We start from the raw sequence: 25,921 nt of genomic DNA on the forward strand, positions 1-25,921 counted from the left end.
TTTGCAATATATGTCTACTGTGAATGTATATTTGTACACTTACATTACTCTATTATATGTGAAAGTTCCTCTAATGTCTAATACTTATGTCTAACAAATTTAGTAATCTATCTAATATATAGCAAACCAACACAATATATACAGATATCCAAGAAAAAGCCCTGACGTAAATCTACATCAGGTCTTTCAATATATACCGAATACTTATCTTATTAGAACGGGAATAGGATTGGAAGTAAAATAAGTGCTACGATACTAGATACAACGATAAGTGGCAAACCAGCTTTCACATAATCCATGAAGCTATAACCAGCTATATTGTATACCATAGTGTTGGCAGGCATACCAATCGGTGTAGCATATGCTAAAGAGCTAGCAATTACGATAGCTGCAAGCACTGCTTTAGGATCAAATCCAAGTTGAGACGCAAGGCTAAGACCAATAGGAACTAATAACGCACAAGTAGCTGTGTTAGACATAAAGTTTGTCATAAACACACCAAGCACAAAGATTACTACTAACACAACGATTGGAGATGGACTCGCGCCAAGGCTATTAACAATAATATCAGCAACTACAGAGCCAGTACCAGTTTTTACCATTGCATCACCGAGAGCCATGGAACCAGCAAAGAGCATAATTGTTTTCATATCAATAGATTTAACAGCTGCCGTTTCGCTAATAACATTAGTCGCTACTAATACAAGAGCACCGATCCAAGCACTTACATAGAGTTTTACACCTAATTGTTTTTCAAAAATCATAGCAACAACTGTCAAAATCAATATAATCGCAGCAGTCCATTTCTTCCAAGATGGCACATGACTATAATCATCATTACCTTCAAAAGCACCATCTGGTTGATGACTTGGAGCGTCTGGTAAGAAACGTTTACCAATTGTAGCATAGAAAATAGTACCAACGATTAGAATCGGCAAACCTACTAAACCATAATCAAAGAAACCAAAAGAGCCTAAGCCGGCTTGTTGTAATCCCGCTTGGGCAATCATATTACCAGGAGCGCCGATAAGAGAGATATTACCACCCATAGCCGCTGCAAATACGAGAGGCATCAATAGTTTAGTTTGTTTAAAACCACTCTTTTTGCAAATACCGATAATTACAGGAATCAGCACAGCAGCTGTACCAGTATTAGATAAGAAACCAGATAAAGTGCCTGTAATCATCATAACTGCAACGAGTAAAGATGTTTCAGTTTTAGCAAACTTATGAACTACATTACCTACGCCTACGGCTACCCCTGTTGCAAAGAAAGCTTCACCAATAACAAACATGCCCATAAATAGTAAAACATTTGGATCCACAAAACCGGCGAACGCTTCTTTAGCGGATAATACCCCACTTAAGTGCAGACCTACCGCTACAACCATAGCGGTAATAGACAATGGGATTTTCTCCCATGCAAACATGACAATGGCAAACACCAAGAAGCCAAGAGTTATCATTACACTCGTATCCATATATACCTCCCAATACGTGTAATCTACCTAAAAAAGGGTACAAAAAAGGAGGATTGTACAAAATCCGTATAATCCTCCTATTTAGTTACATTTCACAATGCAATTATTTGATGAAGCCTACGTGTTTATAGATTTCTTCTAACACTTCTTCTTTTTTCGCATTGTATTCTACTTTTTTATTTTCAAAGTAGTTATTGCCTTCTGCATCAATGGATACTATAAGCGGACCAAATTCTTTAACCTTAAAGGTCCACAAAGTCTCACACATACCTAATTCACGCCAATTAGCAGATTCTACTTTTTCAACTTCTGTAGCAGCAAGAACCGCATTGCCTGCAGGGAATACACAATGTAGTGCGCCAAAGTCTTTGCATGCTCGTGCTGTTTCAGGACCCATACCGCCTTTACCTACAATGAGACGTACACCGGTCTTTTTAACAAAGTCATATTCGAATTTTTCCATTCGCATAGATGTAGTAGGACCTACAGATACTACCTCAAATTCATTCTCGCTTATAGTACGAATAATTGGACCTGCATGAAGTATAGCCCCATCTTTAACATCAACCGGTAAAGTTTTACCTTCTTCTACCACACGACGATGCCCCATATCACGACTAGTTGTAATATACCCAGTCAAATAAATCACATCACCTGGCTTAATGCCTGCTAAATCAGATTGTTGAATCGGTGTAGTTAATATTTTCTTAGCCATTATAATGTCACTCCTTTATGGGATTTAACTGTGCAATTACCATCTTTATCAAATACAAGATCGCCACGACGATGATTCCAACAACCTACGCTAACAGCACAAGAAATAACAGATGGATGACGTGTACCATGTTCAATATTTACACCTAAAACAGTTTTATCTCCACCCATACCTTGAGGTCCAATACCAATTTTATTAATTCCATCTTCTAATAATTGTTCCATATAAGCCGCTTTTTCATTAGGTGCTTTGGAAGATACAGGACGCATTAATGCTTTTTTAGATAATCCAGCAGCGGTATCAATAGTTGTAGCAATCCCTACACCTACCAATAGTGGAGGACACGCATTTAAGCCATAGCTTGTCATCAAATCAAGAACAAACTTAGCAACACCTTCATAGCCTTCTCCTGGCATCAATGTTTTACCTGACCCTGGCAAGGAACACCCGCCACCAGCCATGTATGGGAAGATTTCTACATCATCACGGCCCGGAATGATATCCCAGTGAATATAAGGTGCAGTGAGGCCAATATTTTTACCTGTATTAAATTCATCAAAGGTTTCTACACAGTTCAATCGTAATGGAGCTTCTTGTGTAGCCTTATAGGTTGCTTCTCTTAGAATATCTTCTAATTCTCCTAGTAAGGGATAATTAGATCCAACCTTTACCCAAAATTGTAAGACCCCTGTATCTTGACAAGAAGGACGATTAAGCTGAGCTGCTAAATCCATATTATGTTGCATTGTCTCATAAATAGATTTGGCCATAGGATTTTTTTCATCCTGCGCCAATTCATGAATTTTTTCTTGTACATCATCAGGCAATACCTTTGCCATATAAGAAATGAAATTAGCTATCTTATTAGTCATTTCTTGTACTTGTTGTTCCTTCGTACTCATCGCAAACCTCCAAAAAGACTTCATTATTTAAGACGTAATTATTTCTGTTTCGGAACCTTAGCTCCTTTCGATGATTTCATTGTACTCTTTTTTCAGGATATAACTATCCAATTTATAAGTTGATTTTTGCTTGTGAAAATACGCTAATTTCATACAAAATTACCCATATAATTATATTTTCACCCATCTAAAATATACAATTACACCTATTTAGAAATATCAAAAAGAGCACTACCTATCAAAAGGTAGTGCTCTTTCATCATTTATTTTTATATGCTTATCAAATATATAAAATCACCTATACCTAATGATTGTATATCCACCTAATTTTAATTTTCAAAATCATAAAATTACAACTAATTACAAAGTACTATAACAATGAAAATTATGATTGTAATTTTTTTACAACCATCTCAAGTTGTTCTCTAATATCCTGTAACTTTTGATTAGCTACTTCTAATCTGATTTTATTGGTAGAGTCATCTTGATATGGTAAATAGTTTTGCAATATATCTATAATATCTTTTTCCTGAGTAGAGATAATTTCCTTCCAATCATGTAGCTTTGTTTTACGTCCCATCTCTTTTGCTTGCTTACGATACTCTGACGGGGTTGTATGGAAGTGTTTCTTAAAGGCCACATTAAAGGCTTTAATATCTGCAAATCCACAGCTACTTGCAATATGTGCTACTCCATCTTCAGAGTTAGCTAAACGAACGGTAGCCTCTCGTAATCTCAACCGCAACAAATACTCTAAGAATGAAACACCCAATTGGCGTTTAAAGAACTGAGATGTATAGTTCACATTATAACCGCCAATTTTAGCAATATCTTCTAACTCTATCTTCTGCTTATAATTTTCATCAATATAGGCAATCATTTTATCAAAGGTAGCTACAGTCATATCAGCAGGCTTTGTATGTACAGGGATAGTCTTAACCGCATCAATTTCCCGATATATATCACTCATCATGGCTAAATAATGATTCTCCAAGCATAATTGACGATCAGGACTTTCACTATTCACCATTAACAACATCATTTGTGCAGCACGATGACGTAGGGACGTAAAAAATTCATTATCTCGGTTAGTTTTATCTGAACGCAATACAAATTGATACATACCGAAGTTAGGATCAAAGTATTGGAAAAACTCCTTACTTACATGAATAACAAGAGCCGTTGTATCCTCCTCTAAGGCCAAAGTAGCATGACCAACTTGAGGGGAAATAATAATTGTATCAAGAGGTTCCATTGTGAAAACCTCACTATTACAACTCATGTCGATTCTGCCCTTTAGCAAGATTAAGATTTCTACGCCACTATGCCAGTTGTAATGATATGTACTAACCTTATATATATCACTATTGAAATCTATATGATTGTGTTTATAGGAATAATGAAAGTAATCCATAACTACAAAATTCTCCCTAGTAAATCAAACAATAATTATTGAGTCCAGAAATTTAAATTCCGATTTTCTCTAACAGAGACAAGGTAAACATAGAAATACCTCCACCGATTCCACCAGCTACTGCTATTGTCAAATACGGAATATCAAGAACTATTTTAAAGGTTTTAAAAAACAGCACTATCTGTAAAAGTCCACAGATTAAGGTTGTCCCAAAAATTACTGCGCCTGCAAAAACCATATTAACAATATTTGTCAGTACAAAAACAGCCATAAGTGAAAAAATAAATAACTCTATACTCTTAACTAAAAATATTTCAGAATAAGCATATAAATATACCATAAAAACTCGATTTAATGTTAATGTTGCGTCGGCCCCTCTTCCTATCAATAAAAAGATAGGCACGAACACAACAGACATAACAATAAACGTTAAAAATGAACCTATTATATTCCTTGCAAGAGTAGGATTAATTAAAAGTTCGGCTAATGTTGTTGTAGATTCAGGTTTTAATAAATTAACACTTACGCTCCCCAAAGTCATAATAAATAGCATGAATACTATATAAAATACAACAGCTTTTATAGAACCGCTTAAAGTTCCTCTATCCCGAAAGTATGGCAACCATAAGTTAGGACTCACAAGGGCATTAAAAATTTGTCTATATACATTAATAGAGTCAGTACTATTAACCACAAAAACCTCTCTTATTTACATAAAAAATGCACCCCTTATTAATCCAAGGGATGCATTCATTATGATATATATAATTAACAGCGGTCAACAGTAATTTTATATGTCATTAAAGTTATAATTATATATCATTAACGTTATAGTTTTATGTTTCTATTCTTTAAATTACATAACCGCTGTGATAGCTGCTGCCAAGCCAAAGAAGATACCAGGTGCATTTGCTAATGCTACTGGAATATCTCTATGTTCTTTGAACAAACCATAGGCTACCCATAATGTACAGTTGATCGCAGCTACGAGTGGTTGAATCCAATCACCAGTACCTGGATGAGCTAGGTTATGCATGATTTGTGGAAAATAAGATACATACATAGCTACAGCAGTAACAGTTGCAACTTTACCTACGTTTTCCATAAATTTTACTTGATTCATATATCCTCCAAAATTATAACTTACTAATTTGTTTACTCCTGATGAAGTATATTCTACTCAGTTTTGAGATTATAACTATCCAAATTAAAAGGTAGTTTTTCTAGAAAAACCACTAAAAATAGATTGATTTTTCTCTATTCAAACTATTACGACGCATTTTCAACCTATAAATTTACCAAGAAAGGCATCAAAAAAAGCACTACTTATCATAGTAGTGCTTTCATAATAATGTATTCGTAATAAAAATATATAGAAAATCACCCAATTCTAATATTTCTATATACGCCAAAATTACATACAACTTAGATATTGATTATAATTCATTAACTACGTCAGCTAGCTTCGCTTTTAAGGATTCTAGTTTTTGACTCATAAATTCTAACTCAGCTTTAGATCTAGAGTCATCTTCATAGGACAAGAAAGAATGTAGTAAATCAAGAATAGCTTGATTATCAACAGCCATAATTTCCTTTCCATCTTGTAGTATGGTTTTTCGCCCTAGCGCTTTAACTTGCTTGCGATATTCTGTAGGTGTTAAGTTAAAGTGTTTTTTAAAGGCCACATTGAACGCTTTAATATCTGCAAATCCACAACTACTAGCAATCCTTGCTATAGCCTCATCAGTGGTTGTCAGACGAGTTGTCGCATCCCGCAAGCGTAAGCGCAACACGTACTCTACAAAGGAAATCCCCATTTGGCGTTTGAAGAACTGCGATGTATAGGCTACATTATAGCCACCAATTTTAGCAATCTCTTCCAATTCAATTTTTTGTTGGTAATGCTCATCTATATAAGAAATCATCTTGTCGAAGGTTGCCGGCTTAATGTCACCGGGTCTAGCATTTTCATGAATGCATTTTATAGAATCAAACTCCCGATACACATCGCCTGCCAATGCTAAGTAATGATGTTCTACCCACATTCGATGTACAGGGCTTTCCCCTTTTATTTTTATTAACATCATCATTGCAGCATGATGACGCAAGGTTGTAAAGAATTGATTATGACGGGTACTTTCATCAGAACGAACAACAAATTGATATGTCCCAAAGTTCGGATCATACTGCTGATAAAACTCATTGCCTACATGTACAACTAAAGCAATAACATCCTCCTCTAACGCTAATACAGAATGTCCTACTTGAGGAGAGATAATGACAGCATCAAGAGGTTCCATTGTAAAAACTTCGTTATTACAACTCATTTCAACGCGGCCTTTGAGAAGAATCAAAATCTCTGTTTCTCCATGCCAGTTATAATGATAGGTTCCTACTTTATATATGGTGCTGCTAAATTCTATATAATCATGTTTATATGAATAGTCGAAATAATTCATAATTTCTAAAACCCTCTAACGTAATTGCTTTTGTAGCTCCAGTTCCCGTTCTTTACCTACATTCAACAAATCGGTTTCATCTAGTGTCCAATCGCCAAATAGAATTTGGTCTACAACAGTTCCTACAGATTCAGCGCAGTGTTTTGAATTATATACCTGTACTAAATCACGTTTATATACCTGAACACTTTCAAACAATCCGCTCTGTTCAATTTCATTAATATTATCAATCAAGGATTTTACAATTCCATCATGATGCTCTTTAGGTGTCGCTCTAGCCTGTAGTGGATCTACTACGAGCATTTCTAAATATCGCAATTGTGTTGTCAAATACGATAGCTCAGGCTTGGTAGCAATCAAACAAAAATCGACAGTATAGCCTTTAGATTTTAATAATTTCGCCGTTTTAATTGGCACTACTGCAGAACGCAATGTACCTTCAATAATTAAATTATATTTTAGGGAACTTAATGTATCAATTACAGCCTCTACCATCTTTCCAGCAAATACTTTTGTGTAATCTACACTATCAACACCATATTTTTCTTGAAGTTCTCTAAAATATGGATGTTGTGCACGATAAGTGTCACCATCTATGACGATATAATCGTCTTTCGACTCCAACATTTTTACACGATGAATTGTTGTTTTACCAGCGCCACTTTGGCCACCTAAAATAACCGCATGGGGTTCATTTGAAATGGTTTTATTAAAAGTAAGTAATTCAATAGTACGCTCTAATGCCATATTAAAATCTTCAGAACTATAGGACTCAATATCTTGTGAATCATTAATAGCTTTAACGTCTTTAGAGGTACGAACGCCTTGAGAAGCTTGTATTAGTAACGCTTTAATATTATCTTCAAGCTCTTCCATATCAGACTTTAGAATTTCTAAGTCATTTATAGATGTAACCATATATAGTTTTGTATTTACGATATGAGAAAAAGCTTTTAACAAATCTTCACAGTCATTACTGCCACATTCCTCTACTAATTTACAAAGACGAGCTAGCGTTTCTGCGCTCTGTTCTTTTACAACTTCAACTTGTAAAGTTAAATTATACTGTTCAACGACATCCATACATTAGCCCTCTCTCAACGCACAAAAAATGCATCCCTCACAATAAGGGATGCATTTATTATGATATATTTATTTATCTGTGGTCAACAGAATTTTAGATGATACGAATATATACCCTTATACAGCAGGTAATAGTCCTAATAGATATGCATCAAAGGTATCACCAGGATGTACTTCATGTACACCACGCGGAATACATGCCAATGCATTCACCGTATATAGGCCTAACATACTGCTACTATTAAAATGGCGGTTAGCCACAAAGCGTGGAACACCACCACCGAATATGACTTTACCTTGTACGTACCGATCAAAGGCATTACGCTTAAAGATTTCGGAATCCATTACACAAGCTACTACCGGTGTCGTCCAGTTTGCTAACCCTTTATAGCGTTTCAATGTTGGTGCTACGATTAGATGCCAACCATTGAATGCAGCCCCCGGATTACCAGACAGGCCAAAAATAATTTGACCTTTAGGCGTTACAGCACCATAAGATGCTGCACCAGGCCGCATTTGAATGCGCGCATAAATAGATTTAGCGCCTAATTTTTCATAAATAAGAGGCATTGTATCAAATAGACCTACGGATACACCGCCAGAGCTAATGATAATATCAGCGTTTTCACTGAGTTTTAATACATGGTCAATTTCAGAATCAAGCGCTTCTGGCGCATCACTCACATGATAATGGGTTATCTTATGAAAACCTAAGTCCTCCAATAGCCCACAAATCATAGCTCGATTAGAGTTATAAATTTTACCAGGTGTTAAACTTTCACCAGGTTCAATCACCTCATGTCCTGACGTAAGGACTAATACACGAGGCATTGCATTTACATTTATTTCAGTAAATCCTAGACCAGTCAAAATAGTTTGTACTGTAGAGGTTACCTCTGTACCACGTGGAATCACAGTAGTTCCAGCACTACATTCCTCACCTTGTGGGATGATATGATCACCACATTTATATTTACCTTGTATAGTAATTGTTGTACCAGGTTCGCCAGAACCAACCACCTGTTCTTGCATAATAACTGTGTCACAGGTTGTAGGAATCGGTGCCCCTGTCATAATACGTACAGCATGACCTGCTTCAACAGGTTTATCCCACACTACGCCGGCCCCTATAATACCATCAACAATGTATTCTGTACGGCTTTCTTCATAACTAATAGCATACCCATCCATAGCAGATTTTGGAAATGCCGGCACATCGGTGGGCGCCACAATATCTTCGGCCAACACATAGCCCTTTGCATCCTTCACATCAATAGTTTCCACTTTGTGGACTTTTGTTTGTAAGGCCTCATCCCATAGTTGGAGTGCCTTCTCAACAGTAACAACGATCATGTAAACCCCTCATCATGTCCTGTATGCGGCGTACCAGTTCAGGTACGTCTTGATCTAACTTGCTAATTTCTACGATAGCTACTCGGTCCATCGGATCCGAGATTAACTCTTCCGTATGTCCCTCTTGTGTTACCTCTATAATAGGGGCAATACCTTGAGATCTTGTTTCTAGTATAACTATATCCACAGGCATAAACTGTGATAAATCATACAGATTAGATTGTTCTTGTGTACGCATACGAATCGCCGTTTCATTAGGGCCTGCAATAGCAACTACATCAGCTCCAGCTTTGTAGGCTAAATCAGTATCAGTCCCATCGTGATCCATGTGAAAGCCGTGTTTATCACTCTTTACGACACCAACAGATAGCCCCACTTTTTGTAGTTCGGACACAAGACGTGTCACAACGGTAGTCTTCCCCGTTTTACGCTTTGATGCGACCACGCTGATTAGGGGAACTCGACGATACTCATTCGCCGCTAATGCGCGTGCCCATAAGTAATCTTCATAATGATTGACATTTCGTAACTCTACACTATAATCGCTTGCATCAACAGAGATAACAAGACCTATCGTATCCAGAGCATGATGTAGCGATACATCATTACCCGCTAAAATAGCAGGTAGCAATGATGCAATGTGCGGTTTATAAATCCCTGCCATGGGCTCTGCTTTACCACTGGCACTAGTAGGAATGATAGCATTCCAGTCATTATGGTCTACCTTGTATAGCCAATCAAAGTATAGGTCCATTTCCATAAACGGCATGTCTACAGCCATAACTGCATAGGCTGCACTAGGTCCAACGGCTAATGCACTATAGAGTGCACCTAAGGGGCCACATCGCTCAACAGAATCCCGAACAATAGAAACTTTTTCTTTTTCATCGTTCGACAAAGTATCTATGATATGAGTTTGGATAGCATGGCCCAACACTTCATCATCACCAATGGAGATAAGAATATCCTCTACATCTGCATCCAACCCCTTACGAAGTGCATGAGATATGAGGCTTTCACCATTAATCCAAGGTAACAAAGCCTTAGGTTGCCCCATCCGTGTACTCAGACCACCTGCTAAAATGATTAATCCTAATTTATTCACGACGTCCTAAACCTCGTTTAACACCTTTGTAGATAAATAGTAAAACAACAATATTTAAGATACCATCAGGTACCATATAGGAAGCATTATAAATCATAGAATAAATCCATGGATTTTGCCCTTGTGGTGCATAACTAGCAAATACAACGGCACCACTTACAACAGTGGCTACCCAGCGTAATGCAATGCCCACAACAGAACCTGTAATAAGGCCAGAAATAGAATCCTTAAAGTACCCACAAACACCGATAGCACCATATGCTACAAGATAATCTAATATAATACTTAAATAGTGTACAGATGATTTAAAGCCTAGAATAAAATGCAAAATACCATATACGACGCCAGCAAAGATGCCGCGAGCCCCACCCCATCGGTATGCATAAATCATAAGTGGTACAAGAGACGCTGCCTTAATGGAGCCCCCTTGAGGCATATGGAAAATCGTAATAAACGATAATACTTGAGCAATTGCAATAGCCACACCTGCTTCAGCGAGCATACGGGTTTTAGACTGATCCATGTCAATCAACCTCCTTTTACTATATATATTAAAGAATATATTAAAGAATATATTATTTATACAATCTACTTGTATTGTACTACAGTTCGTTTCTGAGTCCAAACAAAATATTCGGAACGTATTGAAAATTTTACGAGTCTCTTGTATAATGGTACAGGTTCAATTTGTAATACTCGAAGGAGATATAGAAACTATGATTAACACAACGAACATCTTTGATTATGAAGACGTGCAATTGATTCCTAATAAATGTATCGTAACAAGCCGTAGCGAATGTGATACACATGTTAAATTAGGCAACCGCACATTCCGCTTGCCAGTAGTTCCTGCAAATATGCAAACTATTATCGACGAAGAATTGGCAGAAAAATTAGCTCGTGAAGGTTATTTCTATATCATGCATCGTTTCCAACCAGAACGTCGTATGGACTTTGTAAAACGCATGCACGACCTTAACTTATATTCTTCTATTTCCATCGGTGTAAAACCTGAAGAATTTGCTTTAGTTGATGAATTCAAAAAAGCAAACTTAACTCCTGAATACATTACAATCGATATTGCTCATGGTCACTCCAACGCAGTAATCGATATGATTCAATACATCAAAAAGAACTTACCTGGTACATTTGTTATCGCTGGTAACGTAGGTACACCAGAAGCAGTTCGTGAACTAGAAAATGCTGGTGCAGATGCAACTAAAGTTGGTATCGGTCCTGGTAAAGTTTGTATCACTAAATTAAAAACTGGCTTCGGTACTGGTGGTTGGCAATTGGCTGCGGTACGCTGGTGCGCAAAAGCAGCTACTAAACCTATCATTGCTGACGGTGGTATCCGCGATCATGGCGACATTGCTAAATCTATCCGCTTTGGCGCTACTATGGTTATGATTGGTTCCCTATTCGCTGGTCATGAAGAATCCCCAGGGGAAGAAAAAATCGTTGACGGTAAAGCAGTAAAAGAATACTTTGGTTCCGCTTCTGAGTTCCAAAAAGGTGAACGCAAAAACGTAGAAGGCAAAAAAATCTTCATCGATTCCAAAGGTTCTATCTTTGATACATTAATTGAAATGGAACAAGACTTACAATCCGCTATCTCTTATGCTGGCGGTACTACTCTACAAGCAATCCGCAAAGTAGACTATGTACTTGTTAAAAACTCCATCTTCAACGGCGACCGTTAATACAAATACTACATGTAAAAGCCACAGGTTCTATCCTGTGGCTTTTTTTTATCTCATCAATGTTATATATATAATGGATTAACATATTGCTAATAATATTGGATATATTTCAAAAAATTAGCCCCAAAGACATTTCGTCTTTGGGGCTATTATTTAAGCTTCTGCTTCTTTTGATTTGTCCATTAACATATAAGCGTATTTACCAATACCAGCACTAACAACAAGTAATGCAGTCAATACGATAAATGCTACTGTAAGACTTGTGCCATGAGCAATGAAACCAATCAATGCAGGTCCCATCAAAATCCCCATATACCCAAGCATGGTAGATGTTGCCACAGCTTGTGTCATAGGAATAACATTTTGTTCTCCCATAGCAGAGAATAAATTTGGTACAACCATGGCTAAAGAAATACCAAGTAATAAGTATGTGTACATAGAGCCATAACCTGGTAGGAATACAATAAGGCCCATTGCAATAGCGCCTAACAAATAACCACCAATAACAACTTGTTTAGAGGTTAAATGTTTACCAATTGTATTACCAAGCAAACGGCCGATACACATAGTACCATTAAAGAGCATAACGCCCATAACGGCTTCTTCGATAACAATACCTTTATCTTCGAATAAGTATAATGCACTCCAATCCCCTACTGCGCCTTCAACCAAGTAAGATACAAAGGACAAGAGACCAAAGATAATAGCTATCGGATGGAAAGATAGTGGGCTTTTAGATTTTTTAGTAACCTTTGCATTTGGATCACTACCAAAGGTTAACATAAATTGGCTAACCACGACCATGGCAATGAATAATACGATGAGAAGTCCCCAAATACTAGCATTAACAGGTAAAGATAATATTTTTAAAAGCACCAACAAAACACCAGCACCGGCAAAACCGCCTAAACTCCATCCACCGTGATAAGCCCCCATCAAGTGCTTTTTACTCACCTTTTCGGTCAAGATAGCTTGTAAATTAGCGGATGCACCACTAAGACCTACACCTATACCAAAGAAGAATAAAGCGGCTGTGGTCGTAGCAATTGTAGAGCACATCGTAACAATAGCAAGAGATAACATGCCAATAAAGCTAGCTAATAAAACGACTTTCTTGCATCCAAAGTTCTCTACTAGCTTACCAGCTATGGCCATGGACAAACAAGAACCTACACCGAGCACTAAAATCATAGAACCCAATACATCTTCACCGATACTAAGCTTTGCTTTTAAATATGGTACAAAACCAGCCCACAAGGCTGTATACATACCTGGGATAAAGAAGCCCCCAAAGGCACCACGAATATTTGCTGTTGAAATAGAAACTTGATCGCTCATTACATCCTTTCTGGCTTCTAGAACCGTCCGGCGAAGAAAGGCCCTTTTTATCCGCAACGCACTAAAACTTGTACCTTAGCAGGAAACCATTTTAATTACATATGATTTATTATTGGAATATAATAACTCTCTTTATGATACATGTAAAGAGGGTTTTCTAATTTTAAACTAAACTTAAAAAGCGATATATAGTATATCTGGTTAAATATAACTAATTAGTCTTTTAGATGACAGTTAGTAAAGGAGACATATCCCCACACAGCTTGTAAGTAATGCTACAAGAACAGGTACAGCAGTTCGTTTAAGTAAGTCTACTGATTTAATATGGGCCACGCCTGCTACACCGACCATTACGGGGCTGATTGGGCTAAGGAACAAACCTAAGCTTGCACCGTTTTGCATACCAAGCATAGTAGTAATCGGATCAAGGCCTAGATGAGCTACGATATTAGGTACTAGTGGAACCAAAGTAAATAATGGCGCTACATTACTACCTGTCACCATGCTAAGGCCTAACATACCGCCGCCTAACACAGAGGTAAGTCCTATGGAGTTAAGAGATAATGTCTGAAGTGCCCCAAGTAAGGATTCAATAAGACCTAAACTCACCAAACCTTGGGCGAAGATTTGTCCCCCTATAATAAGTGTCACTGCATAAGAAAACTGATTCCCCATACCTTCAAAGAAAATAGTTGTACTTTTAAGAACTGTACGAAAATTACGATGACGAATTAGTTCAGCTAATAGAGCTATATCAAAGGCAAGCATCATGGCCAAAGTAACATTCATCTTCACACCGGGAAAACCATATTGACTAAAACCTAAGATAAAACACAATGGTAATAATGGGAATATCATATATAGCTTGGGTCCAATAGGAGCTTCAGGAATACTTTCAAGATCATTTACATCCATAGGACCATCAATTCGATCTCGGTATCGCTGCCACCAAAAGTGCGCTATTGCCGTCACAATGGCAACTAAGAAATAAATCCGTAGTTGGTAACCTACAAAGTAGTTTGGTACAGGCATATTTAATACCTTGGCAATCAATAAGGTAGATACGGCCCCAGGCCCCACATCCATAAGGTGCCCTGTAGCTATAACGGCTGCTGCCCCTACTGGGCTCACGCCAAGACGTAGTAAAACCGGATACATGGTAACCATCATAAGAAGAGCAAGGCTCAACGGATTAGGTACACAAATGGATAGGCCCATATTGAGTAAAAACATAAGAGCTAACACAATATACGGACGATTTAGACGATATAAAGGACGGATAAATGTGTGTGCCAATCTCGTCCCTGCCCCAATATATTCCATATACTTTGCATACCCTGCGCAGGTCATAATCATAAGCCCCAGATTAACTATGTTATTTGATGTCGTTATTCTTACGATATCCATGGCATCAAATATGAGAACCCCTGTAGATTGGTCACCAACTAATATGGCATCAATCCAGTTCCCCTCATAAGCGATAAACATCATAAGAATTCCCAAGCCAATCAAAATAGGCTGTGGTTGATATCGCTTCATCAATAATATGCCGGTAACAGCAATAATGATGAGACATATAACTATATTCATAAGTACCTCTCATAGAGAATATATTAGACTGACAGCGGATTTATATCACAAGTACTGCACTTGAATTACACTTGAATTACACTTGAATTATACTTGTATCACATTTAGCATATACCTATATTATACCTATACTATACGCAAAATATAAATAAAAATACAATGAAACAGCACCGTTACTTTCAAAATAACGGTGCTGTTTATTACTTATATTCTTTTATTTATGTTCTTTCAACCATGCAATAGCATATTCAGCATATACCGCTGATGCAGCAGACAGTACGGTATCATCCATATTAAATCTATTATTATGATGATCGTAGGTAGCCTCTATTTCAGGATTTTGAATACCAATAAAAGCAAAGCATCCTGGTTTATCTTGTAAATACCATGCAAAATCTTCCCCTGGCATTACTTTACGCATTTTAGAAAGCTTATCTTTACCTAATGTATCAATAACGACACGTTCAGCCAATTCGCTAGATTCAGGATCATTAATAGTAGGTGGTACTTTTTTTACATATTCTAATGTAGCAGTTGCCCCATAGGCTTCAGCTGTATGTTCTACTACGCGGCGTATAGATTCTACATAATACTCTTCTTGGTCTGGATCAAAGAATCGAATGGTGCCCCCCATTTTAGCTTCGCCAGGGATAACATTCCATTCAGATCCAGAGTGAATATTACCAATAGTGAGCACAAGAGAATCTAAGGCACTCACATTACGAGACACTACGGTTTGCAAGTTCATAACGATAGCACTAGCCACTACAATGGCATCAATCGCCTGATGTGGCTGTGCCCCATGGCCTTGTTTACCTTTTACATTAATAGTAATCTGGCTACTTGCAGCCATACGAGGGCCTTCCTCTACGGAGATGAGGCCTGCTGGTAAGTCAATCCACACATGGCCACCAAAGATAGCATCGATTTTATCATACCAATCACCAAATTTAACGAAATCTGGCGCCCCTGCACCCGTTTCTTCGGCAGGTTGGAATGCTAAATACACATCGCCTTCGATGCGGTCTTTCATAGACATTAACATCTTAGCAGCGCCTAGCAAGATAGCCATATGACCATCATGACCACAAGCGTGCATTTTGCCTTCAGTTTCAGATTTGTAGTCTACTGTATTATGTTCATGAACAGGTAAAGCATCAATATCAGCACGCAATGCGATAGCCTTACCAGGTTTATCGCCATGGATAATACCAACTAAGCCGATGCCACGCTCAGTATCTACATGAACCTCTACGCCCATAGATTCTAATTCTTTAGCGAGCGTCTTTGTTGTTTCAAACTCTTCATTGCTCAGCTCTGGATGTTTATGGAAATATCTACGCCAATCTTGAACGTAGCCTTTATATTGTTCAATTAAATCGCGACTATGCATGGTATCGCCTCCTTGCAAAATCCCTTAATAAAGGGGAATAACGGGGTAAAAGTAAAAGAAAACGACAGGCCACGCCATGTCGTTTTCTTAATTGCTTATCGGTTGCGTAATACTGCTTGTACCGCTAAGGATACAACAGCTGTTGCAACTGCCACAGCAGCTGTAATTTTTGCTGTTGTGAAAAGTTCTTCTTTTGTAGGTTTTGCTTTTGTAGCAATATCTAATGTTTTTGCTACTGCAGGAACCAATACTTCGTTACGTAAGGATTCTGTATTCATATTTACTCCTCCAATATAGACTATTTCTTCTAGGGTAACACGAATAAGAATTAAAGTCTATATATTCATCGATTTATTTCAATAGTAATACGGTTACGCAACTATTTTAAATAATCTTTATGAAAGTTATGCGTAATATTATTTTGCAGCTAACTCTTCAATCGCTTCAGCTACAATAGTAATCGCTTTCTCCAATTGTTCTTGAGGGATATTAAGAGCTGGTAAAAGACGTACTTTATTTTTCGCAGATAAACATACAACGCCCTTTTCAAGACATTTTGCGATAACTGCTTTTGGATCTACTGTAGTTTCAATACCAAGCATGAGGCCCATACCGCTTACACCAAGGATACCAGGTTTACCAGCTAAAGCAGCTTTTACATAGTCCCCTTTTGCTTTCACAGAATCTAAGAATTCTGGTGTTAAACGACTAATAATCGTGTTACCTGCGGCCGCACAGATTGGATTACCACCAAAGGTTGTAGCATGTGCACCTGCATTTAACACATATTGCATCTTTTCATTGAATAAGGTAGCGCCCATAGGGAGACCACCCGCTAAACCTTTTGCAGTAGATACTACATCTGGTTCAATACCGAATTGTTGGTATGCATATAAACTACCAGTACGGCCATTACCAGTTTGTACTTCATCGATTAACACAAGTTGATCATGTTCATGAGCATATTTTGTTACCGCTTGTACGAACTCTTTATCTAGTGGCATAACACCACCTTCACCTTGAATAGGTTCCATCATGATGGCGCAAACAGCAGGATTATCAAGCGCTTTTAATGCCGCATCAATATCATTAGCTGGTGTATGAATAAAGCCTTCTGTAAATGGGAAGAAATGTTGATGGAATACATCTTGGCCTGTAGCAGACAAGGTAGTAATAGTACGACCGTGGAAACTGTTTACTAACGTAACGATGACATGACGACCGTCACCATATTTGTCATGACTATATTTACGAGCTGCCTTGATGGCACATTCATTAGATTCTGCACCAGAGTTGGAGAAGAATACCTTCTTCATTCCTGTTTTGGCACATAGTTGTTTTGCCAATTCAATTTGTGGTAAAGAATAGTATAAATTAGAGATATGATTCAACGCATGACATTGCTTTGTTACCGCCTCTGTCCATTCATCGTCATCTACACCAAATGCTGTTACACCAATACCCGAGCCAAGATCGATGTATTCTTTACCATCTACATCCCATAAAAGAGAACCTTTACCTTTTTCAAAACATACATTAAACCGGCCATACGTATTGGCTATATATTCTTTATCTTGTTGTTCAAAATCGATTGTATTACTCATTACATCCTCCAAACGTACGGTCGTGCCGTCGTCTATCTATATGAAAGGTAACGATGGTAATAAATGATTACCATCGCCATACCTACTATATTACTTTACAAACATTGTGCCAAGACCTTCATCGGTCAATAGCTCAATAAGAATGGCATGTGGAATCTCACCATTGATGATAAATACCTTTTGGGCACCTGATTTAATAGCCTCTAAGCAGCAATCTACTTTAGGAATCATACCGCCTGCAATAATACCATCTGCCTTTAATTGATCTGCCTCTACCATGGTAATTTTAGAGATGAGAGATTCAGGATCATGTACATCTCGTAACACACCATCAATATTGGTCATTGCCACCATTGTTTCTGCCTTTAAAGCACCTGCAATTTTCGCTGCCACCGTATCGGCATTGATATTGTATGTCTTGCCATCAGCCCCCATACCAATGGAGGAAATAACAGGAATATATCCTCGACTAATAACATCGTCGATAATGCTTGTATCGATAGTATCGATAGAGCCTACGTACCCAAGCTCATCATTTTGTTTATGAACTTGAATCATATTACCATCAACGCCACAAAGGCCCACAGCTTTACCACCGAGATCTGTTAAATCTGCTACGAGACCTTTATTAACCTTACCGGCTAATACCATTTGTACCACATCCATTGTCGCTTCATCAGTGACACGCAAGCCATTTGCAAAATGTGATTCAATCTGCATTGCATCCAATGTACTATTAATAGCTGGACCGCCGCCATGAACGAGGACAACTTTTACACCTACTAATTGGAGTAATAGTAAATCCTTCATAACAGATTTTTTTAATTCTTCATCAATCATGGCATTGCCGCCATATTTAACGACTACGTATTGATCGGTATATTGTTTAATATATGGGACGGCCGCAGTTAAGATATGCGCCCGCATTGCATTTGTTACGTCCTTCATAGTTCCCTCTCTAACCTAATACTAGGCCTGTATCCTCTGGTAAGCCTAACGCGATGTTCATACATTGAACGGCAGCACCAGAGGCACCTTTACCTAAATTATCGAAAATGGCATTAACCATGATGCGTTCATCATTACCAGTTACATAGATTTTCATGCTATCTGTATTGCTCATTTGATTAGCATTTAACATACCAGTATTGCTATTCTCAGTAAATGGTACAACAGTAACGACTGTGCTATCTTTGTAAAAGTCTTCCAATGCCTGTTGCACTTTATCGATGCTAACTGTCTTTTGACATAGACGACTATGGATACCTACGGTAACTTCCATACCGGAGTAATAATCGTCAACGATAGGGATAAAAATAGGTGCTTCACTAAGTCCACAAACATGTTGAACCTCTGGCAAATGCTTATGTTGTTGACTTAAACCATATTGACGCGGTGCATAAAGAAAATAATCCTTTGGATTACTTTCATATTGACCAATCATCTTTTTACCGCCCCCACTATAGCCTGTTAAGGATGTAATGGTGAAAGGATAATCTGTTGGCACGAGACCGGCTTTTACAAGAGGCGCAATACACGCAATCATGCCGCTCGCATGACAGCCTGGGTTGGCAATATGCTTTTCAGTAGCAATAGCCGTTTTGTAATCAGCGCCAAGTTCTGGGAAACCATAGGCCCAATCATCAGCAGTTCTAAATGCAGTGGATGTATCAATTACCTTACAAGGCAGCTCACCGATGGCCGCTATGATTTCTTTAGATGCTGCATCAGGCAAGCAGAGAAATACAATATCTGCCTCTTTAGCCACCGCTTTAATAGCCTCTACATTTTTACGATCCTCATCAGCAGTAGCCAATAATTCTATATCTTTTCTATCAGATAACCGTTCATGAATTCTTAAACCTGTCGTACCTTCGTGACCGACAATAAATACTTTATAGGGTGCCATAGTAAACCTCAATTCTCACCTATTGGTGACTCACACCTATTTATACAGCCCCTCAGCTATTATAAATAGGAAACAAACTATACCATACATCACCTTCTAGGGAGATGAAATTACTTCAATGGATAGTCACTAAATGTAGCAACCATAACCGCCTTAATGGTATGAAGACGATTTTCTGCTTCTTGGAAAGCTAAGGAGTTTGGTCCTTCAAATACCTCTTCAGTTACTTCAATACCATTCATGCCGAACCGTTCAAAGATATCCTTACCTACTTGAGTTTCCGTATTGTGGAATGCTGGCAAGCAGTGACAGAATTTAGTATTTGGATTACCTGTTAATGCCATCATTTCAGCATTAACTTGGAATGGTTTAAACGTATTGATACGTTCTTCCCACATATCATAGGTATCACCCATGGTTACCCATACACCTGTGTAAATAACATCTAAACCTTTAACACCTTCGGCTACATTATCTGTACATGTAATAGTAGCACCTGTTTCTTTTGCAACTTTCAAGCATTCTTCATAGAATGGACCTTCTGGCCAGTATTGTTTAGGACCGATGAGTCTGAAATCCATGCCCATTTTAACGGCACCACTCATTAAGGCATTACACATATTAGATTGACCGTGACCCACATAAGCATAGGAAATTTCATTTAATGGTTTGTCGATATTTTCTTGAAGTGTCAAGAAATTCGCTAATGTTTGAGTAGGATGATCCATATCAGTAAGACCATTCCAAACAGGGACGCCAGAATAGTCAGCTAATGTATCTACATCGGCTTGATCGAAACCTCTAAACTCGATAGCATCATACATAGATCCTAAAACACGAGCTGTGTCCTTTAAGGATTCTTTTTTATTCATTTGGGAACCTGTAGGGCCAAGATATGTTGTATGAGCACCTTGGTCCGCAGCACCGACTTCAAAGGCACAACGTGTCCGTGTAGAATCCTTTTCAAAAATTAATGCAAAGTTTTTACCTACTAATGTTTTGATTTCTTTACCTGCTTTTTTATCAGCTTTTAATTTTGCTGCTAGCTCTAAGAAGTATTTAATTTCTTCTGGTGTATATTGAAGCATTGTTTTAAATGATGTATGTTGTAAACTTTTCATGATAACCTCTTATTTCAAACTACTTTTTTCTTGTAAAAATTCGGCGGCAATAGCAGCCATCATTGTTATACCAGGTTCTAGAATACTTTCATCAATGGTGAAAGCCTCATTATGTAACGCTGGATTACCATCAAATCCTGTACCTAACCAAAGGAAGGCACCTTTGATTTTATGAAGATACGCGGAGAAATCTTCCGCTGCCATCGAAGGAAACTCAGGATGTACCACTGCTTCTTTACCGAGATATTTCTCTACAATAGACGTAGCATAATCGATGGCGTCTGGATTGTTGATAGTAGCACCATGACCACGTTTATAATCTAAGGTACTCTTTGTTTTTAATAACATGTCGAGTGCTTGTAAACTTTCACCTAAACGTCGTTCAATATAATCCCGTTTTTCAGGTGCATAGGTACGGCATGTACCCTCTAGATATACATCGCCACAGCCTACATTATAGCGATCACCACCATTAATCACACCAATGGTGCACACGAGGTTTTCCATTGGGTTTGTTTCACGAGCTACCATGGATTCCACATTTACAATCCAGTTAGCAGCGGCTACGATGGCATCCACCCCATTATGAGGCTCCGCACCATGAGTCGATTTCCCTTTAATATGCACAAGGAAGTGATCCGATGCAGCCATTAAGTTACCTTTTTTAAGACCTACAGTACCTACTGGAAGTTGAGGCCATACATGAAGACCATATATTTCATCTACGTCATCAAGGATACCGCTATCTACAATGCCTTGTGCACCTGGGAATAGCGCTTCCTCTTCAGAAGGTTGGAACACAAGCTTTACAGTACCGTGCAATTGATCCTTAATAGATTGTAAAATCGCTGCGGCACCAAGCAAAATTGCTATATGGCTATCATGACCACATGCATGCATAACGCCGTCATTTTCTGATGCGAATGGCAAGCCTGTAGTTTCATGAATTGGCAATGCATCTATATCAGCACGCAATGCGATTACTGGCCCAGGTTGAGCTCCTTCGATTTTACCGATAACAGCATAATCGGAAACATCATTTACAAAGGGAATCCCTAATTCGCCAAGAACCTTTTGAATAAATAAGGATGTATTTTTTTCTTCACCAGATAATTCTGGATGGCTATGAATATGTCGACGCCATTCCACAACTTGTTCTTTATATTGTGCGGCATATTTCTTAATCAAATCTTGTAATGTGCTCATTACTCTATCTCCTTTATACACTGTATGCATATTTTATACATATTTTGTGTATTTTTATAACTCATGTACGTATTATAATACTATTGCTCGTATTATTCAAGTTTTATACATAATTATTGTATTTTTATTTGTCATTCTATGGATTAATTTTTATCATAGTCCTTAAAACTGTAATTTACATGAACTTTATTTAGCATATAAAATACCTAATAAATATATAATTATCTTTTATATGTTAACCTATTTTATGGATACATTTTAGAAAACAATTTGTATAAACACACAAAAAAAGACACCTCCCAAAGAAGGTGTCTTTTACTTTTATATTCTTATATTCTTATATTCTTATACTTTTGTACTCTTGTGCTTTTATTTCTCTATCACCGACTCATCGAGCTGTGTACCATCAGGTAAGAAAGCTTTTACAATCAATTTATTTAGTGTAACAGTCATCGTCATATAGTTATTTTTTTCTCGGTCTGGTGCCACATATACATCTAAAGGATGCTCTTTCCATTTAGGACGGCGAGCATCTCCGGCTATACCAGTAAGAATATATAGTGGTCCTGATGCATCCCGCTCAAAGTTGCGCACATGACCTCTATTGCGATAGGAGTGTAAATGAGCTGACAACACTAAATCTACATTAAACTCATCAAAGATTGGCATAAACAATATACCCTCTTCATCGAAGCCTACAGCACGGCTTGCACCTGGTCGGTCAAAGGCATATTGGAATGGATCACGATGCATGAGAACGACAGTCCATTTTTTCGTATTAGCTGCCAAATCTTGTCGTAGCCATTGAACCTCTACATCGTATAGATCAGGATGATGCGTATCGTGATTATCCTCATGATTGCTTTCATATAACATCGTATCTAATACAACGTAATGGACATCGCCGAAATCATAGGAGTAATAACGGCCATTAAAGGTTTCGTTCCCATTAGGTGGTACATCAAAATAATTGAGATACGCACGAGGCTCACGCATTTTCCAATCTAATGTATACATCTCATGATTGCCTAAGGTCGGTGCTAACGGCACATTAGCACTCAATGGTCTGATGGAATTTAACCAAGTGCGCCACTGATAATCTTGTTCCCCGTTATCTACAAGGTCCCCCATGCTAATATACAGGGCCGTCCTTGGATTGCGATGTGCGGAATCTTTAACCAGCTGTTCCCATCCGGAATAATCTCCAGACTGAGAATCTGGATAGATAAGAACATCATATACACTAGCACCAGCAGTTTCTAATGAGTACCAATCACTACGTCGATCATTGCCATAACCAACGCGATATTCGTATTTGGTACTAGGTGTTAGACCTGTCAAAGTACCCTCATGGATATAGGTGGTACTACCGTCATCGGTAAAAACTTTATCTGTAGCGCCTATACTTTGAATATTTTCAGACCCGTCTACACGAAACTCTATGACCGCATCAGCTTCACTACTATCCGATTGCCACATAATGGTACGGCTTGTGCTATTATCTTTAGCGACAATCTGCCGAATATAACGGCCTTCAGAGTCAAGGAGCGGTTTAATATCTTGACCACTTACAACAGCAACTGTTCTAGCTATACGACTCTGTATAGCATCTTTATATACATAACCACCTACGACTAATATAACCAAAGCTACAATAGCTACAATTGTTTTTAATAGTTTACTTTTATTCATATAGTTCCTTTATGTAAATATCTATTAAGTACTAATATGAACACATTATAAAACTTAAACTTAACTTTAAGTCAAATAAGATTTTTCTATATGTCTTGAACATCTACGTTTCTATATCTAGCTGAAATACATCCCAACATATTTAATTGCGGTATGTTCCATTCATTACGTAAATAGATATCACAAGTAAGCTCATCGCCTATAGAGTTATTAGCTATAAATTGATAGCGCCCTAATTCTTCATTGCTGCATACTCTTTCAAGCTGATTTAAAGTAGTGGCACCCCAAAATCGACTAAATTCCGTCCAAATAGATTCTGCATCAGCTTGAGATAACTCAACTAGTAAACTATATTTTATGCCAACTTTGCAGCGTTTTTTTAAGCCCTTTTCATCAGCACTACAAACCTTAGTAGAACCTTTATCAAAAGACCATTCTAGCCCATCTAATGATTGAACTTGGGTGGAAATAAGATCTTTAAATTTTGAAAAGTCTCCGAGAAAATGTTTACACGCTACCTCAAATGTATCTAGTCTATCTATATTGCTCAATTCACAATACCTCTATTAAATTATTTACCTATTATTTTTCGTAGTATTGTTTCATTTGTGTATAGCCGTTAACGATGACTTCGATTTCACCAGTTCTAGGATGGAAGATAAGTCCATGAACAGGCACATCTTTAGGAATCAATGGGTTCATGCGCAATTCGTCTACTGTTTCTTCTACATTTTCTGCAGGATGTGTAAAACCATCAGCCCAGCGTTCCATTTCTTTTCGTACCATGTGGATTGCTTCAGGCGCAATGCCGCGAGCTAACATTTTTTCTGTTAAATCTTTCGCTGTAGTTTTAGCCATACCACATTCATGGTGACCAATGATAAAGATTTCGTTAACGCCTAGTTCATAGATACAAACGAGTAAGCTACGTACAATGCCATCAAAAGGACCAGTAATACAGTTACCAGCAGTTTTTACGATTTTCGCTTCACCACGGCCAATATCCATAGAATCTTCTAAGAAGTTTACAAGGCGCGTATCCATACACGTAACAATGGCCATTTCACGACTTGGCATTTTACTACACTTTGTATCTGTTTCTACGTAACCCGTATTTTGATCTTCTACATATTCACGATTATGGGCTAAAATGTCTTCTAATAAACTCATAGTACCTCCTATATAAAAAAGACCTTGGTATACAACCAAGGTCTCTATATTAATAATGGTCGATATAAATATTATATCATATCGAGTTGTACACGTTCTAAATCACTAGCTATCTTAACGCTATTATTCTCTAAAATAGTTTTATAATAGCCGTAGCTACGCCTTATCTATCTGGTGTAGATAATGCTTCAATAGCAACGCTACCACCGCGCACGACTTCAATGCGGTTGACGAACATATCTTTAAATAGTGCAATCATGTCGTTATTTTTAGATACTGTTTTAACACATTGTACGAGAACAGATTTACGATTATAATCCACAACTAATAGATCAAAGGTTTGGGCAATGCGGAAGATTTCTTGCTTATCCGCTTCTTTACAGCTATTGACCTTGATGAACAGCAATTCCTTTTTCGTAATCGGCATATCTGTAAAGTCGATAACCTTAATAACCTCTACACTGCGATTTAACTGTTTTATAATTTGTTCGTACGTCAAATCATCGCAAGTGAGTTCAATGGTCATACGAGACATGGTAGGATCTTCAGTTTCACCTACAGTCAATGTATCAAGATTATAATTTTTACCTGCGAAGAGGCCTGAAATTTTAGCCAATACGCCGATTTGGTTTTCTACATACGCTGAAATACAGCGCTTTTCCATATGTAATTCCATAGCCCCT

25 protein-coding genes are annotated in these 25,921 nt (G+C 37.8%); 1 reads left to right on the forward strand and 24 read right to left on the reverse strand.

Annotated elements, in window-relative coordinates; all coding sequences use genetic code 11:
* Nucleotides 1-212: 212 nt before the first annotated feature.
* From ACDF53_RS00750 to thiT, 11 genes are all read right to left on the reverse strand, one after another.
* Nucleotides 213-1,481 (reverse strand): SLC13 family permease, encoded by a 1,269-nt coding sequence (locus ACDF53_RS00750; protein WP_370815189.1) that lies wholly within the window; start codon nucleotides 1,479-1,481, stop codon nucleotides 213-215.
* A 103-nt stretch (nucleotides 1,482-1,584) separates the two neighbouring features.
* Nucleotides 1,585-2,196: a L(+)-tartrate dehydratase subunit beta gene (ttdB, locus tag ACDF53_RS00755; protein WP_370815190.1), complete on the reverse strand. Its 612-nt coding sequence runs from the start codon at nucleotides 2,194-2,196 to the stop codon at nucleotides 1,585-1,587.
* Nucleotides 2,196-3,098, reverse strand: a complete 903-nt coding sequence (gene ttdA / locus ACDF53_RS00760) for a L(+)-tartrate dehydratase subunit alpha (protein WP_021148394.1) — start codon at nucleotides 3,096-3,098, stop codon at nucleotides 2,196-2,198. The genes ttdB and ttdA overlap by 1 nt, the downstream gene beginning before the upstream one ends.
* A 385-nt stretch (nucleotides 3,099-3,483) precedes the next feature.
* Nucleotides 3,484-4,512: a helix-turn-helix domain-containing protein gene (locus ACDF53_RS00765; protein WP_370815191.1), complete on the reverse strand. Its 1,029-nt coding sequence runs from the start codon at nucleotides 4,510-4,512 to the stop codon at nucleotides 3,484-3,486.
* Nucleotides 4,513-4,564: 52 nt separating this feature from the next.
* A complete protein-coding gene (locus ACDF53_RS00770; protein ID WP_370815192.1) occupies nucleotides 4,565-5,206 on the reverse strand; it encodes a hypothetical protein in 642 nt (213 codons plus the stop codon).
* Nucleotides 5,207-5,368: 162 nt separating this feature from the next.
* Nucleotides 5,369-5,635 carry a SemiSWEET family transporter gene (locus tag ACDF53_RS00775; protein WP_004698672.1) on the reverse strand — a complete coding sequence of 89 codons (267 nt, stop codon included), beginning with the start codon at nucleotides 5,633-5,635 and terminating at the stop codon, nucleotides 5,369-5,371.
* A 313-nt stretch (nucleotides 5,636-5,948) separates the two neighbouring features.
* Complete coding sequence (locus ACDF53_RS00780; RefSeq protein WP_370815193.1) at nucleotides 5,949-6,971, reverse strand: helix-turn-helix domain-containing protein; 1,023 nt, start codon at nucleotides 6,969-6,971, stop codon at nucleotides 5,949-5,951.
* Nucleotides 6,972-6,986: 15 nt separating this feature from the next.
* Complete coding sequence (locus tag ACDF53_RS00785; RefSeq protein ID WP_370815194.1) at nucleotides 6,987-8,054, reverse strand: zeta toxin family protein; 1,068 nt, start codon at nucleotides 8,052-8,054, stop codon at nucleotides 6,987-6,989.
* Nucleotides 8,055-8,171: 117 nt separating this feature from the next.
* The gene (locus ACDF53_RS00790; protein WP_370815195.1) at nucleotides 8,172-9,407 is read right to left on the reverse strand and encodes a molybdopterin molybdotransferase MoeA; all 1,236 of its coding nucleotides are present in this window, start codon (nucleotides 9,405-9,407) and stop codon (nucleotides 8,172-8,174) included.
* On the reverse strand, nucleotides 9,388-10,512 hold the full coding sequence (gene mobB, locus ACDF53_RS00795; RefSeq protein ID WP_370815196.1) for a molybdopterin-guanine dinucleotide biosynthesis protein B: 1,125 nt from the start codon (nucleotides 10,510-10,512) through the stop codon (nucleotides 9,388-9,390). Before mobB ends, ACDF53_RS00790 begins: the two co-directional genes overlap by 20 nt.
* Nucleotides 10,505-11,035 carry an energy-coupled thiamine transporter ThiT gene (gene thiT / locus ACDF53_RS00800; RefSeq protein ID WP_370815197.1) on the reverse strand — a complete coding sequence of 177 codons (531 nt, stop codon included), beginning with the start codon at nucleotides 11,033-11,035 and terminating at the stop codon, nucleotides 10,505-10,507. Before thiT ends, mobB begins: the two co-directional genes overlap by 8 nt.
* A gap of 193 nt (nucleotides 11,036-11,228) precedes the next feature.
* On the opposite strand from thiT, the gene ACDF53_RS00805 reads away from it, so the two are divergent.
* The gene (locus tag ACDF53_RS00805) at nucleotides 11,229-12,215 is read left to right on the forward strand and encodes a GMP reductase (RefSeq protein WP_296005678.1); all 987 of its coding nucleotides are present in this window, start codon (nucleotides 11,229-11,231) and stop codon (nucleotides 12,213-12,215) included.
* Between the two features lie 153 nt (nucleotides 12,216-12,368).
* Here ACDF53_RS00805 and ACDF53_RS00810 read toward each other — a convergent pair whose 3' ends face one another.
* The 13 genes from ACDF53_RS00810 to ilvN all read right to left on the reverse strand — a co-directional run bounded on the left by ACDF53_RS00810 (nucleotide 12,369) and on the right by ilvN (nucleotide 25,914).
* A complete protein-coding gene (locus ACDF53_RS00810) occupies nucleotides 12,369-13,553 on the reverse strand; it encodes an MFS transporter (RefSeq protein ID WP_295780531.1) in 1,185 nt (394 codons plus the stop codon).
* Between the two features lie 234 nt (nucleotides 13,554-13,787).
* A complete protein-coding gene (gene dcuC, locus ACDF53_RS00815) occupies nucleotides 13,788-15,143 on the reverse strand; it encodes a C4-dicarboxylate transporter DcuC (RefSeq protein ID WP_370815198.1) in 1,356 nt (451 codons plus the stop codon).
* 214 nt (nucleotides 15,144-15,357) lie between these two features.
* Nucleotides 15,358-16,536: a M20 family metallopeptidase gene (locus ACDF53_RS00820; RefSeq protein WP_370815199.1), complete on the reverse strand. Its 1,179-nt coding sequence runs from the start codon at nucleotides 16,534-16,536 to the stop codon at nucleotides 15,358-15,360.
* Between the two features lie 95 nt (nucleotides 16,537-16,631).
* Nucleotides 16,632-16,814, reverse strand: coding sequence for a hypothetical protein (locus ACDF53_RS00825; RefSeq protein WP_005385822.1), 183 nt, complete (start codon nucleotides 16,812-16,814; stop codon nucleotides 16,632-16,634).
* Between the two features lie 138 nt (nucleotides 16,815-16,952).
* On the reverse strand, nucleotides 16,953-18,140 hold the full coding sequence (locus ACDF53_RS00830; protein ID WP_295825365.1) for an aspartate aminotransferase family protein: 1,188 nt from the start codon (nucleotides 18,138-18,140) through the stop codon (nucleotides 16,953-16,955).
* Nucleotides 18,141-18,230: 90 nt separating this feature from the next.
* Complete coding sequence (gene argB, locus ACDF53_RS00835; protein ID WP_303884757.1) at nucleotides 18,231-19,088, reverse strand: acetylglutamate kinase; 858 nt, start codon at nucleotides 19,086-19,088, stop codon at nucleotides 18,231-18,233.
* A 10-nt stretch (nucleotides 19,089-19,098) separates the two neighbouring features.
* The gene (gene argC / locus ACDF53_RS00840) at nucleotides 19,099-20,049 is read right to left on the reverse strand and encodes an N-acetyl-gamma-glutamyl-phosphate reductase (protein ID WP_370815200.1); all 951 of its coding nucleotides are present in this window, start codon (nucleotides 20,047-20,049) and stop codon (nucleotides 19,099-19,101) included.
* A 110-nt stretch (nucleotides 20,050-20,159) separates the two neighbouring features.
* Nucleotides 20,160-21,170 carry an ornithine carbamoyltransferase gene (gene argF, locus ACDF53_RS00845; RefSeq protein ID WP_370815201.1) on the reverse strand — a complete coding sequence of 337 codons (1,011 nt, stop codon included), beginning with the start codon at nucleotides 21,168-21,170 and terminating at the stop codon, nucleotides 20,160-20,162.
* A 9-nt stretch (nucleotides 21,171-21,179) separates the two neighbouring features.
* Nucleotides 21,180-22,376: a M20 family metallopeptidase gene (locus tag ACDF53_RS00850; protein ID WP_370815202.1), complete on the reverse strand. Its 1,197-nt coding sequence runs from the start codon at nucleotides 22,374-22,376 to the stop codon at nucleotides 21,180-21,182.
* A 369-nt stretch (nucleotides 22,377-22,745) separates the two neighbouring features.
* Nucleotides 22,746-24,068: a fibronectin type III domain-containing protein gene (locus ACDF53_RS00855; protein ID WP_370815203.1), complete on the reverse strand. Its 1,323-nt coding sequence runs from the start codon at nucleotides 24,066-24,068 to the stop codon at nucleotides 22,746-22,748.
* 86 nt (nucleotides 24,069-24,154) lie between these two features.
* Nucleotides 24,155-24,619, reverse strand: coding sequence for a hypothetical protein (locus ACDF53_RS00860; protein WP_370815204.1), 465 nt, complete (start codon nucleotides 24,617-24,619; stop codon nucleotides 24,155-24,157).
* A 31-nt stretch (nucleotides 24,620-24,650) separates the two neighbouring features.
* Entirely contained in the window at nucleotides 24,651-25,238 is a 588-nt protein-coding gene (locus ACDF53_RS00865) for a carbonic anhydrase (protein ID WP_295826067.1), read from the reverse strand.
* 163 nt (nucleotides 25,239-25,401) lie between these two features.
* Nucleotides 25,402-25,914 (reverse strand): acetolactate synthase small subunit, encoded by a 513-nt coding sequence (ilvN, locus tag ACDF53_RS00870; protein ID WP_060924047.1) that lies wholly within the window; start codon nucleotides 25,912-25,914, stop codon nucleotides 25,402-25,404.
* Nucleotides 25,915-25,921 lie beyond the last annotated feature (7 nt).

Origin of the sequence: Veillonella sp. (assembly GCF_041333735.1) — a bacterium.
GTDB lineage: Bacteria > Bacillota > Negativicutes > Veillonellales > Veillonellaceae > Veillonella.